Origin of the sequence: Rohdeia mirabilis, from assembly GCA_007750655.1 — a bacterium.
Taxonomy (GTDB): domain Bacteria; phylum Planctomycetota; class UBA1135; order UBA1135.
The window spans coordinates 2,532,274-2,545,656 of record CP036290.1; the positions used below are offsets into that span (position 1 = coordinate 2,532,274).

The following is a 13,383-nucleotide window of genomic DNA, read 5'->3' on the forward strand; positions in this document are numbered from 1 at the left end:
CTCGGGGCATACACCAGGGGATCGTCCGAACGCTGGTCGCCGCGCTCCGCCCGAGGAGCCGCGGGGCCGGCAGCGTCCATCCGGACCGTCGCAGCCGCGCTTCGCGCCCGACGGCCACTTCGCAAACAACCCTCGACCCACTCCGACCTGCCATGGCTTTCAAGCTGCCCGACCTGCCCTTCGCCGCCGACGCCCTCGCCTCCAAGGGCATGAGCCCGGAGACCTTCGAGTACCACCACGGCAAGCACCACAACGCCTACGTCACGAAGCTGAACGAGCTGATCGTGGGCACCACCCACGAGAACGCCAGCCTCGAGGACATCATCGTGGCGGCCGACGGCGGGCTCTTCAACCAGGCCGCCCAGCACTACAACCACAGCTTCTTCTGGAACTGCCTCAGCCCCGACGACCAGCGCGGCCCCCAGGGTCGTCTCGCGGACGCCATCGACAAGCAGTGGGGCACGCTCCAGTCCTTCAAGGACGACTTCTCGGCCAAAGCGGCCGGCGTCTTCGGCAGTGGCTGGGCCTGGCTCGTCCGCAAGGGCGACGGCTCGCTCGCGATCACCCAGGAGGCGAACGCCGGCTGCCCGATCAAGTCGGGCGACACGCCGATCCTCACGCTCGACGTGTGGGAGCACGCCTACTACGTGGACCACCGCAACGCCCGACCGAAGTTCATCGAGGGCTTCTGGACCATGACCAACTGGGAGTTCGCGAACCGGAACTACGAAGCCTGAGCGGTGCCGCTCTCGAGCGGCTGACCCACGCGGCGCGCCCGCCCGATCCCCAGCGCGGGGAACGGGCGGGCGCGCTCGCTTTCGCCCGCGCCGCTTGATTCGGTCGAGGCCCCTGCGGACGATGGCGCGATGAGCGACGCACGCAGAGTTCTCGTCACCGGCGCCAGCCGCGGCATCGGGCGCGCCGTCGCCCAGCGCCTGGCCACGGCGGGCTTCGAGGTGGCGGTGCACTACCGCTCGAACGCGGGCGCGGCCCAGGACCTCGCCGCCAGCATCGTGGCGGACGGCGGACGCGCGACCACCGTCGGCTTCGACGTGTGCGATCGCGCGGCGACGCGCAGCGCCCTGGCGGCCGAGCTCGAGAAGGGCGCCTTCTGGGGCGTGGTCACCAGCGCGGGGATCACCGCCGACGGCCCGTTCGCCTCGCTCGACGACGACGCCTGGGACCGGGTCCTGCGCACGAACCTGGACGGGTTCTTCAACGTGGTGCAGCCGCTCGTGATGCCCATGGTGGGGCTGCGCGACGGCGGGCGCATCGTGGCCCTGTCGAGCGTGACCGGCATCGCGGGCAACGCCGGACAGACCAACTACGCGGCCAGCAAGGCGGGCCTCGTCGGCGCGGTCAAGTCGCTGGCCAAGGAGCTCGCCAAGCGCAGGATCGCGGTCAACGCCGTGGCGCCCGGCTTCGTCGAGACCGACATGACCGAGGGCATCGACGCCCAGGTCGTGAAGGACCGGGTCCCGATGCGTCGCATGGGCCGCGTCGACGAGGTCGCGGCCCTCGTCGGGCACCTCTTCGCGCCCGAGGCCGAGTACATCACCGGCCAGGCGATCGCCATCGACGGCGGCATGTCCTGACGGACGCTCGGCGATCGGAATCCTCCGCCGGCCGCGGCAGCGGCGCGTCGCGTTCCGGCTTCCCACCTGGGTGCGCACGGCTCCCGCTGGTGCGAACCTCGGCGCGCCTGTTCCGGCCACCCGCTGCTTCGCCGTAAGCTGTCCGCGCGCCGCCCCGAGACCCAATGACCTACGCCCATCAGCGCTCGCGCACCATCCGTTCCGTGTTGCTCGTCGACGAGCGCATCGAGCGACTGCAGCGCATCGAACGGGCGCTGCTCGCGGCGGGGGTCGAGGTGCAGTCGTGCGCACGGTTCGAGCAGGCCTTCTACGTCTCGGACACGCCCGCCGACGTGGTGCTGGTCGCCGCCGACTCGGCCGAACGCGCCGGCTGGTCCCAGGCCGAGACCCTGTGCGCCGGCGGCAACGGCGCGATCGCTGCCCTGGCCTACGGCGACGGCGACGCGTCGATCGCAGGAGCCACGGCCGCGGCCGCCCGCAGCGCTGGCTACGAGCCGATCGCGCTCGAATGGGAGAACCCCGCCGCCCTCGGACGCGACCTCGCGCGGCTGGTCGTGCGCGCGGCACCCCTGGTCTGGATCCTGAGCGCGCGCGAGTACCCGGGCGACCGCGCTTGGGCCAGCGCGATCGAGGAGGCCGGGTTCGCGGTGCGCTGGATGCGCGACGGTGCGAGCGAGGCCACCGGTGGCCGTCCGGCGGCGGTCGTCCTGCGCGACGATCCGTCGACCGCGGGTCGCGGACGCCCCTCCGACGCGCTGCGCGATCTGGCGCGCGAGTCGCGCCTCGTCATCCTGGGATGCGACGTGGACCCCGAACGCCGTCGTTCGTGGCGCGAGATCGGCGCCGCGGCCTACGTCGAGGAGCCCTTCGCCGTCGAGGTCCTGCTGGCGCAGCTGTCACCCGAACCCGAGCGCCGCGCGATCACGTCCCCGGTGCCGCGCGAGTCGGCGCTCGGCGTGCTGTGGGTCGGACTCGATCGCACGGGGCGCGTGGTCGAATGGAACGCGGCGGCCGCCGAGTTCCTCGCCGGCCCCGGCGCGTCCGAAGCTCTGCCGCTGGGTGAACTGAACTGGTTCGACCTGGTGTGCGCGCCGTCCGCGCGCGAACAGTGCCGCGAACAGCTCGACTCGTTGGTCCAGGGCGATCACGACGCGACGACGGGCGAGTGGCCCGTCAGCGCCTACGACGGCGAAGTGCAGTGGTTGCACTGGACGTGCCGCCGCGCGGGCAGCGAGTTGGACGAGGGCCAGGCGGCGTTCGTGCTCGTCGGAGTCAGCGACGGACTCTGGCGCCGCTGGGGTCGCGCGGACTACGGCGCTGCCGTGGCCGGCGCGGACCGCTGCGGCGACACGCTCCTGTTGCTCGATCGCCAGCTGGGGCGCGTCGTCTTCGCCGGCAGCCGCGCGCTGTCGTGGTGGGGCGTCGGTCGCGACGCGCTGTCGACGTCCACCCGTTGGTGGGACCGGATCGCGAGCAGCGACCACGGATCGCTGCGCAGCGCCATCGATCGTGCGCGCCGAGGTCAGGCCGTGCGCTGCGGGTTCGAACTGGAGACCGACGGCGCCTTCACGCGGCTCCTGCAGGCGCGCTTGTTCCTGCTGCATCCCGACGAACGGGGTGGGGCCGTCATCGCGGTGCTCCTGTCGGAGATCGGAGAAGGCCACAGCGAACCCGGACCGCCGGTGCGCGACTCGATCTCGATCGAAGCGCTGCTGACCGCCGCGCCCGTGGTGCCGTTCTCGATCGACGCGCGCGGGCGGTTGACGCTCGCCGACGCGGATCTGTCGGCGGAACTGGGCCTGGTGGACGACGAGGGGCGCGAACTCGAGATCGACGTGCGCGCCGAGCTACCGGCCCTGACCGAACGCCTGCAGGAAGCGTTCGACGGTCGCGGCTTCAGCGTTCCGCTCGACCTCGACGGCCGCCACGTCGAACTGTCCCTGTGGCCGAAGTTCGACGACGACGGCGAAGTCACCCAGGTCGGTGGCGTCGCCGTCGATCTGTCGGACAGCCAACGCGTCCGCGAAGCCCTGCGTTCGCTGGTCGACGTGACCGCTCCGATCACGGGGCAGGCCTTCTTCCGCGAGTTGGCCCTGGCGCTGACGCGCGCGCTCGGCGTTCGCATGGCCTACCTGGCCGAGCGGGTCGACGGCGATCCCGAACGGCTCGACCTGATCTCGTGCTGGTCCGCCGGAGAGTTCTCCGAGGGCGAGATCGTGCTCGCGGAAGGACGTCCGGAGCGCGCCGTGCTCACGGGCGAAGGCGTGCGCCTCGGGCGACGCGAGGCCGAGGAGCGCTGCGTCGGTTTCCCCTTCGACCAGTGCTTCGACGCGAGCGACGGCGGCGACGTGGCCGGCTACGTCGGAGTGCCCGTGCGCGACGCCGTCGGCGAAGTCGTCGGCGTCCTGGCCCTGGCGCACGACCGGCCGCTCGACGCGTCGCTCGTGGACGACGGCCTCCTGGCGCTGCTCGCCTCGCGCGCGGGCTCCGAGCTCGAACGACTCGACTCCGAACTCACGCTCGAGCGCTCGCGCAGCCGTTGGCGCACGCTGGTCGGCAACATGCCCGACGCCGTGACGACCGTCACGCGCGACGGCACGGTGACGTTCTCGAACGGCTTCTACCGCGAGCGCGAGTCGGTGCTCGAACGGTGCGCGCCGGAGCACCGCGGCGAGCTCCAGCGCCACATCGAAGCGGTCCTGCGCACGAACGAGTCGCGCTCGCTCGAGCACCGCGTCAACGACGAACGCTCGCGCAGCCTGTGGTTCCACACCCGCATCGGCGCGCTCCCGGTCGAGAAGAGCGGCGACGACGAAGTGGTGTTGATCTCGACCGACATCACCGAACGCAAGGACCAGGAAGGGCGCGACCGTTTCAGGGGCGAGATGGAGAAGCTCGTCACCGAGGTCTCGACGCGCTTCATCAACCTCGAGCCCGAGGACTTCGAACAGCACCTCGAAGCCGCCGTCCACCAGGTGGGGGAGCGCTCCGGCGCGGACCGCTGCTACCTGTTCGACCTGGTCGGTGAGTCGCTCGCCATGCGCCACGCCTGGCAACGCGCCGGGCGCACGCCGATCCCCGCGCGCATCAGCACCGAGCTGCCCGACGCGACGGGTCTGGGCTGGCTCGTGCCGACGATCCAGGCCGGCAACGAGCTCTTGGCTCGCGACGTGGATCGCCTCGAGAGTTCGCCCACGGGCGTCGGCAAGCGCGTCGGGATCCGCTCGCTCGTCTGCGTGCCGGTCACCAGCGGCGGCAAGGTACGCGGCTTCCTGGGCTTCGACACCGCGACGAAGGAACTCGACTGGGACCGGGCGATCGTCGCGCTCCTGCGGCTTCTGACGGACGTCTTCGCCAACGTCGCCGAGCGTCAACGGGTCGAGGAGGAGCGCGCGACCCTCTCGGAACAACTGCGCCAGGTGCAGAAGCTCGAGGCCATCGGGACGCTCGCCGGCGGCATCGCGCACGACTTCAACAACCTGCTCACCGGCATCGGTGGCCAGGCCGAGCTGCTCGTTCGCGCTCTCGGCGAGCCGGAGCTGCGCCGCGCGGCCGACACGATCGCGCAGACGGCCCAACGCGGTGCCAAGTTGACGCGCCAGCTGCTCGACTTCGCGCGGCGCGGCGAGTCCGAGAGCGTGAACGTGGACGTCGAGGCCCTGGTGGGTGAGGTCTGCGACCTGCTCGACCGCACGATCGGCAAGCACATCGACGTGCGCAAGGACCTGCGCGCCAGCGGTGCCGCCGTGCTCGGCGACCCGACCCAGCTGCAGCAGGTGATCCTGAACCTGGCGGTCAACGCGAGCGACGCGATGCCCGAGAACGGCACGCTGACGTTCGGCACGTCGGTCACCGAGGTCCGTCCCGACGAGGCGCACCTGTTCCCCGAACTCGAACCGGGCCAGTACGTGCGCCTGTTCGTGGCGGACACCGGCTGCGGCATGGACGCGGATCAGATCGGCCGCATCTTCGATCCCTTCTACACGACCAAGGCCCAGGGCAAGGGCACCGGTCTCGGCCTCGCGCTCGTGTACGGCATCGTGCGCAGCCACCGCGGCCGCGTCGACGTGCACAGTCGCCTCGGCGAAGGCACGACGTTCGAGATCCTGCTGCCGGTGTCGTCGGCCGAGGGCGGCTGCCAGGTCGAGGACGAGCCGCTCGAGGTCGTCTCGGGCCACGGCCGCCTCTTGGTCGTCGACGACGAAGCGGTCGTTCGCACCACGTTGTGCGAACTGGCGGCGAGCATCGGCTACACGGTCGAAGGCGTCGACGCGGGCAGCATCGCGCTCGATCGACTCGCCGCTCGCAACGGCGCCGGTGAAGGTCTGTACGACGCGGTGCTGGTCGACCTGCGCATGCCGGAGATGGATGGCGTCGAGCTGATCGAAGCCCTGCGCGCGAAGGGCGACCACACCAAGGCGATCCTGTGCAGCGGCGGCGGCTACGAGCGCTACGGGCCGCGGCTGGCCGATCTGGATCTGGCGGGCTTCCTCCACAAGCCGTTCCGCCTGGCCGAGCTGTCGAAGGTCCTGTCCCAGGTGGTGGGCGATCGTTCGAAGCCCGCGGCGGGTCAGCTCGAGGTGACGCCCGCGCCCCGTTCGACACCGGCTGCGGGCACGGAACCGCCCCGGCGCGATCCCCAGGTGGAGCCTCCGCCGCGCGCCACCGACACCCCGACCGATCCGACCCAGCGTCCGGGCACCCCGGGCCTCGAGCGTCCTCGGTAGGCTGGGCGCGGGACGCCCCGCCCGTGTCCCGTCGCCATGAAGGATCGCTCGTTCCGACTGCCGCTGATGTTGGCCCCGCTCGCCGCGAACGTCGACGTGTGCGCGAGGTCGTCGGTTGCTGAGGACGGCGAGGCTCGGCGGTGGCAGAGCGGCCTGTTCGGTGATGAGCGCTGACGTGAACGACCGTCGTCGAATCGTCGTCGCCGGGGTGACGCTGTCGCTCGCGGCTCTGCTGGCTCTCGTGATGTGGAGCGACGAGGCGGACGCGCCTGCGCGGGTCGCAGCCGACGTCGAGGACGCCGAGGACGACCACGCGACCGCAACGGTGGACCTGGCTGCGGACGCTGCACGGCGAGTGTCGATCGAAGGCGTGCGTGAGGTGAACGGCGCTGTTGAGAACGACGGCCCGGGGGACCAGCCCGAGGTCTTCGACGGCCCCGTCGCCCACCTGGTCACGGTCTTCGACGACGCCGATCCTCCGGCGCCGATCCCGGGCGCGGCGGTCGAGTTCTGGTCGAAGAGCGGCGACCTCCTGGTTGCCGTCGAGTCCGACGGCGAGGGCCGGGCGTTCGCACCGGCGTCGTTGCGCGAGGCGGCGCCGTACGTGCTCGCTGGCATCGAGGGGCGGGCGCTGGCGAACCTGTTGGTCCATCCGCTCGAGCCGCGCGGGGCGTTGGACGTGGTGCTGCATCCGACGGCCTTCGTGGGAGTCGACGTGGTTCGCACCGATGGTTCCACGTCGCCGACGCCGGACTTGGACGGGTCCGGGTTCAGGGCCATCGGCCCGTGCGATGGCTGTAGGCCCATGACGGCCGTGACGTGGTCCGATCCGCGCCGATTCGCCCACGAGAACTTCGACGCCATGGAGCGGCGAGCCTTGGAGCTCGCTGGACTTCCGCCGCACTTCCACGAGCCGTCCATCTGGTTCCCCATGGTGGGCACGCGCACTCCGGACCGCAGCGACACGTGGATCTACGTCAAGTTCAGTGACACCGAGATGGAGTCGACCACCGCACCGCTCAGGCCGTTGAGCGAGCCTGTTCCCGAGCGCATCGCGGTGACTCCGACCTCCGTCGAAGTAGGGACGCTCCTCGTCGAGGTGACTGGACTCGATCTGTGGCTCGATCACGACAGCGCGTGGTCGGTGGGCCTGACGCTCCACCCGGCCGATTCGGCGAACAAACCCATGAGCATGCGACGAGCCGACCTGCGTCCTCGTGCGCCGAGGGGGAAGGACGCGGCTCTCATGTCCTTCGAACCGATCATGGTCCCGCAGGGGCAGTACGAAGCGCGTTTGTGGTTCGAGCCGACGGGGGACGCGGGCGTCTCGTGCGATGTCGGCGTTGGCGCGGGTGAGTCCGTCGCACGCTTCACCCTGGATCGCGGCGCGAGCCTGCTACTCGACGGCTTCGTTCCGAAGACAGCCCACATGGGCTTCGAGGGACTCGATCTCCTGCAGATGGATGTCCAGAAGAGCCGCTCCGAACATGTCGAGGCGCGAACAGGCATCGTGGGTCACATCGCACCCGGTCGCTACATCGCGGTCGCACACGCCGCCGCGGGATACGACCTCTTCATCGCGACACCGCAAGCTCCAGCCGCACTGCGAGTCCTCGCGCTCGAGGAAGAGGATCCCGACGCCGTGCTCTACCGACTGCGCGACGCGCTCCGCCACGGCGAGGATCCAGCACTCGCCACGCTCGCGGAGGCGCTGGCCGTCACCGCCAGAGCAGGTGAGACGGCGCGGCTGTATCCGAGCGGCCTGTTCGGATCGGCGGACAAGGACTGAACGCGACGGGCGAGCGCGCGAGCGAACGCCAACGCGATCGTCCCAGTGGCTCGCAGCCCGCGTGCACGCACTCCGCTGAGGTCCGTGCGGCGACTCGCGCCGGCGTCGACGCAGGCAGCGCGCGCCGCCGCGAACCCGCCAACTAGTTCCCGCCGCCCAACAGGCCGCCGAGCTTCTCCTTGGCCTTCTTCGCCTTCTCCTCGAGCTTCTTGGCCTTGTCGTCGGTGCTGAGCTTCTCGAGCAGGTCGTTCGCCTTCTCCTTCAGGTCCGCGGGCAGCTCGGCGCCGTCCACTTCGTTCAGCAACTCGTCGAGCTTCTCGGCCGCCCCGGGGGGAAGTTCCTGCCCGCCCGTCACCTTGTCGAGCAACGACTCGACCTCACCGCGCGCGTCCTGGCGCAGCTCGTCGAGCCGCTCCTGACCCAGGGCCTCGAGTTCGTCGACCTTCTCGTCGACGCGGCCCTGCAGCTTGGCCTTCAGTTCGTCGAGGTTCGGCAGGTCCTCCCCGAGCTTGGCGCGCAGGCCGTCGATCTGCGCCAACAGCTCGGGACTGAGGTCGCCGAGCCCGACCGCGCCGAGGCCCTCGGTCTGCACGTAGCCGAGCAGCTGCTCGGTGACCTGCGCCAGGATGCCGGGCAGGCCCTGGCCGTCCGTGCGCACGTTCTCGAGCACGAGCGTGTCGAGGCCGTGCGGGGCCAGCTTCAGCGCGCCGCCGAAGTCGAGTGCGAGCGTCCAGTCCGCCAGCACCAGACGCTCGATCACGATCGGGCGGCCGGACTTCGCGGGTTCGGTGGTGGGCCCAGTGGACGGTTCGGTGGGCGGCTCGGTGGGCGGCTCGGTGGTGGGCGGCTTCGCACCCGTGTCGTCGCTCGCGGCGGTCAGCTTCTGGATGCGATCCAAGAGCGGCGAGAAGTTGAAGCCCTGGTCGTTGCGCTCGAGCAGGATCGCCAGGCCCTCGACGCGGACCTCGGGAATGCGCAGCTCGTCGTCGCCGCGCAGACGCATCAGCGGCAGCTCCATCGAAGCGTTGCCGAGCGCGAACACCGGTCGATCGCTGAAGCCTTCGGGGTTCTCGATCTCGTAGTCCACGAGCGCGAAGGCCCCCGACCCCAGATCCGTGCGGACCTCCTCGAGCGGCGTGGGAACACCGAAAGCGAACTGGCCGGCCTTCTCGACCGCGGTCTCGATGAATCCGTTGCGGAAGAAGACCAGGAGCCCGAGGACGAGGAGAAGGCCGAGGACGGCCACGACGGCGAGGCGGAGGAAGAACTTCACGGGCGTGATCCTAGCTCCGCGTCCCGTTCGTTCGACCCCGGATCGCGGGCGGCACCTTCGGGGCCTCCCGGTCCTCGGGCGCGCTTTCGTAGACTCTTCCCCCCGCTCACGCCGCGGGCCCGTTCCCATGACGCAGACCCAACCTCACGAGACCGATTCCACCGCCTACCCGACCGTCCCCCAGCGCCCGGACTTCCCGGCGATCGAGCGGCGGATCCTGGGCGAGTGGAAGGCGTCGGGCGCCTTCGAGCGTTCGATCGCGGCGCGACCGACGACGGCCGACGGCGGGCACGAGTTCGTCTTCTACGACGGGCCGCCGTTCGCCAACGGGCTGCCGCACTTCGGGCACCTTCTGACCGGCTACGCCAAGGACGTGGTGCCGCGGTTCCAGACGATGCGCGGGCGTCGAGTGGATCGACGCTTCGGTTGGGACTGCCACGGCCTGCCCGCCGAGATGGAGTCCGAGAAACAGCTCGGCATCAGCGGCCGCCAGAAGATCCTCGAGTACGGCATCGACCGCTTCAACGCGCACTGTCGCGAGTCCGTCCTCGCCTACACGGGCGAGTGGGAGGAGTACGTCACGCGCCAGGGTCGTTGGGTCGACTTCGAGCGGGACTACAAGACGATGGACGCCTCCTACATGGAGAGCGTGCTGTGGGCGTTCAAGCAGCTCTGGGACAAGGGTCTGGTCTACGAGGGCTACCGCGTCATGCCCTACTCGTGGGCGGCCGAGACGCCGGTCTCGAACTTCGAGACGCGTCAGGACAACAGCTACCGCGAGCGCGACGACCCGGCGCTGACGGTGAAGTTCCCGCTCGAGGCGCGGGACGGCGACGTGGGCGCGCTGCAGCTGCTCGTGTGGACGACCACGCCCTGGACGCTGCCGTCCAACCTCGCGGCCGCCGTCGGTCCCGACATCACCTACGGCGTGTACCGCGTCGAGGCGGACGGTCCTTCCAAGGGCGAGCTGTGGGTGCTCGGCGCGGACACCGCCGCCAAGTACGCGCGCGAACTGGGCGTGGACGCGAAGGAACTCGCTCCGGTCGCGACGCTCGCCGGCACCGAACTGGTCGGCCGCGCCTACACGCCCCCGTTCGACTACTTCGTCGGCCGCGAAGGCGCGCACCGCGTGCTGGCGGGGGACTTCGTCGACACGAGCGAGGGCACCGGCGTCGTGCACATGGCGCCCGGCTTCGGCGAGGACGACCAGCGCGTCTGCGAGGCGCACGGCATCGCGCTCGTGGTGCCGGTCGACGAACAGGGCAAGTTCACCGCCGAGGTTCGCGACTACGCGGGCGTCAACGTCTTCGAGGCGAACCCACAGATCGCGAAGCGCCTGAAGGCCGAGAACGTGGTCGTGCGGCACGAGCAGTACCGCCACAACTACCCGCACTGCTGGCGCACCGACGAGCCTCTGATCTACCGCGCGATGAACTCGTGGTACGTCGAGGTCACGAAGGTGAAGGACCGCATGGTCGAGCTGAACCAGGAGATCAACTGGATCCCCGGCCACGTGAAGGACGGGCAGTTCGGCAAGTGGCTCGAGAACGCGCGCGACTGGTCGATCAGCCGCAGCCGCTTCTGGGGCACGCCGATCCCGGTCTGGCGTTCGGACGACCCGAAGTACCCGCGCACCGACGTGTACGGGAGTCTCGACGAGTTGGAGCGCGACTTCGGCGTCCGGCCCACCGACCTGCACCGCCCGTTCATCGACGAACTGACGCGCCCGAACCCCGACGATCCGACCGGAAGGAGCACGATGCGGCGCGTCCCGGACGTGCTCGACTGCTGGTTCGAGTCGGGCTCGATGCCGTTCGCCCAGGTCCACTACCCGTTCGAGAACCGCGAGTGGTTCGAACGCCACTTCCCGGCCGACTTCATCGTCGAGTACGTGGCGCAGACGCGCGGCTGGTTCTACACGCTGGTCGTCCTCGCCACCGCGCTGTTCGACAAGCCGCCGTTCCAGAACGTGATCTGTCACGGTGTGGTCGTGGCGCAGGACGGGCAGAAGCTGTCCAAACGCCTGCGCAACTATCCGCCGCCGCAGGAAGTGTTCGAGAGCTTCGGCTCCGACGCGCTGCGCTGGCACCTGATGGCGTCGCCGATCATGCGCGGCGGGGACCTGGCGATCAGCCGCGACGGCGCCGAGTTCGGCGAGGTCGTGCGCCTGGTACTCAACCCGGTCTGGAACGCCTGGTACTTCCTGGCCCTGTACGGCAACGCCGACGGGCTGCGCGGGCGGTTCCGCACCGACCAGAGGGGCGTGCTGGATCGTTACGCGCTGGCGAAGACGCGCGATCTGGTCGAGCGCACGACCGCCTGCCTCGAGGCCTACGACATCTCGGGTGCGTGCGAGGCCGTGCGCGGCTACCTCGAGGCCCTCAACAACTGGTACATCCGACGCAGTCGCGAGCGCTTCTGGAGCGCCGATCACGACGACCACAAGCGCGACGCCTACGACACGCTGCACACCTGCCTGGTGACGTGGTGCAAAGTGGCGGCGCCGCTCCTGCCGTTCCTGTGCGAAGAGCTCTACCGCGGACTGCGCGGCGCGAGCGATCCCGAGTCCGTGCACCTGTGCGACTGGCCCGACGCCGCGGCGTTCCCCAGCGACCCGGAACTCGTGTCGCGGATGGACCGCGTGCGCGACGTGTGCTCGATCGCGCTCGGACTGCGCGAGGCGGAGCGCTTGCGCGTGCGCCTGCCGCTGGCCGAACTGACGGTGGCGGGGGAAGGCGCGCAGGATCTGGCGCCCTACACCGATCTGATCCGCGACGAGGTCAACGTCAAGGCGGTCGCCTTCACGAACGAGGTCGACCGCTTCGGGCGCTTCGATCTGAAGGTGGACGCGCGTCGTGTCGGCCCGCGTCTGGGCAAGGACATGAAGGCCGTGATGACCGCCTCCAAGACGGCTGCGTGGACCCTGCGCGACGACGGCCGCGTCGAGTTGGCCGGACACGTGCTCGAACCGGTGGCCGAAGGTGGGGCGGAGTTCGAGCTCGTCCTGAAGCCGCTCGACGACGCCGGCGCCGTGGCACCCTTGCCGGCGGGTGCGGGCCTCGTGGCACTCGACACGAACGTCACGCCCGAGCTCGAGCGCGAAGGACTCGCGCGCGACCTCGTGCGTCTCGTCCAACAGGCGCGCAAGGACGCGGATCTCGCCGTCTCGGACCACATCCGACTCGACGTGGTCGGTGACGACGTCGTGCTCGACGCGGTGAAGGCGCATCGTGCTTTCGTGCTCGAACAGGCGCTGGTGGACGAACTCGGCTTCGCGATCGACGGCGACGAGGTTGGCGTGACCGGTGAAGCAGGTGGTCGAGCGGTGCGCGTGCGCGTCGCCGCCATCGGAGCGCCCGGTTCGGCCTAGGGTTGGAGCGGCTCGGAGCCGTCGCTGCGCACCTGCTCGAGGAAGCGCGCGAGGATGTGGTAGGTGAGCCCCCACACCACGTGGGACCGCTCGGCCCCCGGCGCGAGCCAGGCCGGGCGGCTCACCCGTTGACCTTCGCCGATCACGAACGAGTGCGTGTGGTCGAGCGTGCCCGCTGCCACGTCGGCGAGCGACATCCAGAAGCCCTCCTCGGCCTCGGCGTTCGGGACCAGTTCGAGTGGGCGTTCGACGGCGAAGATCCAGGGGTGCACCGCGAGGTCGACGGTGCGCCCGCGGGCCGTCGCTCGCAGGGGCTCGAGCGCGCCGATCAGCTCTCCGTCGCGCTCGAGGTCCACGCCGAGCTCCTCGAGGGTCTCGCGGCGCGCCGCGTCGAGACTGTCCGCGTCCGTGGGCTCGACGCGCCCTCCGGGCAGGCTCACGTGCCCCGACCACGGGTCCAGGGGGTGCTCGGCGCGCTTCATCAGCAGCACGCTGGGAGCCGCCGACGCGTGCAGGGAGACCACGATCGCCACGCCGGCGCGCCGGGTCCGCTGGTCCTCCGGTGCGGACGGAGGGACGAGGCGCGCGCGCCAGTTGGGGTGCAGGGGCATGGCGGACGCTAGGTTACG

Annotated in this window: 7 protein-coding genes; 5 read left to right on the forward strand and 2 right to left on the reverse strand. The window is 70.5% G+C overall.

Annotated features, from left to right (window positions below; translation table 11 throughout):
- The first annotated feature begins 152 nt into the window (after positions 1-152).
- From Pla163_RS09450 to Pla163_RS09465, 4 genes are all read left to right on the forward strand, one after another.
- Positions 153-737, forward strand: coding sequence for a superoxide dismutase (locus Pla163_RS09450; protein WP_145187037.1), 585 nt, complete (start codon positions 153-155; stop codon positions 735-737).
- 129 nt (positions 738-866) lie between these two features.
- Positions 867-1,595, forward strand: coding sequence for a 3-oxoacyl-ACP reductase FabG (gene fabG / locus Pla163_RS09455; RefSeq protein WP_145187040.1), 729 nt, complete (start codon positions 867-869; stop codon positions 1,593-1,595).
- Positions 1,596-1,759: 164 nt separating this feature from the next.
- Positions 1,760-6,322, forward strand: a complete 4,563-nt coding sequence (locus Pla163_RS09460) for an ATP-binding protein (protein WP_419185746.1) — start codon at positions 1,760-1,762, stop codon at positions 6,320-6,322.
- Between the two features lie 163 nt (positions 6,323-6,485).
- Positions 6,486-8,111, forward strand: a complete 1,626-nt coding sequence (locus Pla163_RS09465) for a hypothetical protein (RefSeq protein WP_145187046.1) — start codon at positions 6,486-6,488, stop codon at positions 8,109-8,111.
- Between the two features lie 142 nt (positions 8,112-8,253).
- Here the strand turns inward: Pla163_RS09465 and Pla163_RS09470 are convergent, their stop codons facing one another.
- Positions 8,254-9,384, reverse strand: a complete 1,131-nt coding sequence (locus Pla163_RS09470) for a hypothetical protein (RefSeq protein WP_145187049.1) — start codon at positions 9,382-9,384, stop codon at positions 8,254-8,256.
- 127 nt (positions 9,385-9,511) lie between these two features.
- Between Pla163_RS09470 and ileS the strand changes: the two genes are divergently transcribed.
- Entirely contained in the window at positions 9,512-12,754 is a 3,243-nt protein-coding gene (gene ileS, locus Pla163_RS09475; RefSeq protein WP_145187052.1) for an isoleucine--tRNA ligase, read from the forward strand.
- Here the strand turns inward: ileS and Pla163_RS09480 are convergent.
- A complete protein-coding gene (locus tag Pla163_RS09480; protein WP_419185747.1) occupies positions 12,751-13,365 on the reverse strand; it encodes an NUDIX hydrolase in 615 nt (204 codons plus the stop codon). The two genes, ileS and Pla163_RS09480, sit on opposite strands and share 4 nt — an antisense overlap.
- Positions 13,366-13,383: the final 18 nt, after the last annotated feature.

Excerpts from the sequence above, each read along its gene's own strand:
- ileS (WP_145187052.1), top strand. The coding sequence starts at position 9,512 with ATGACGCAGACCCAACCTCACGAGACCGATTCCACCGCCTACCCGACC.
- fabG (WP_145187040.1), top strand. The coding sequence starts at position 867 with ATGAGCGACGCACGCAGAGTTCTCGTCACCGGCGCCAGCCGCGGCATC.
- Pla163_RS09465 (WP_145187046.1), top strand. The coding sequence starts at position 6,486 with ATGAGCGCTGACGTGAACGACCGTCGTCGAATCGTCGTCGCCGGGGTG.
- Pla163_RS09480 (WP_419185747.1), bottom strand. The coding sequence starts at position 13,365 with ATGCCCCTGCACCCCAACTGGCGCGCGCGCCTCGTCCCTCCGTCCGCA.
- Pla163_RS09450 (WP_145187037.1), top strand. The coding sequence starts at position 153 with ATGGCTTTCAAGCTGCCCGACCTGCCCTTCGCCGCCGACGCCCTCGCC.
- Pla163_RS09460 (WP_419185746.1), top strand. The coding sequence starts at position 1,760 with ATGACCTACGCCCATCAGCGCTCGCGCACCATCCGTTCCGTGTTGCTC.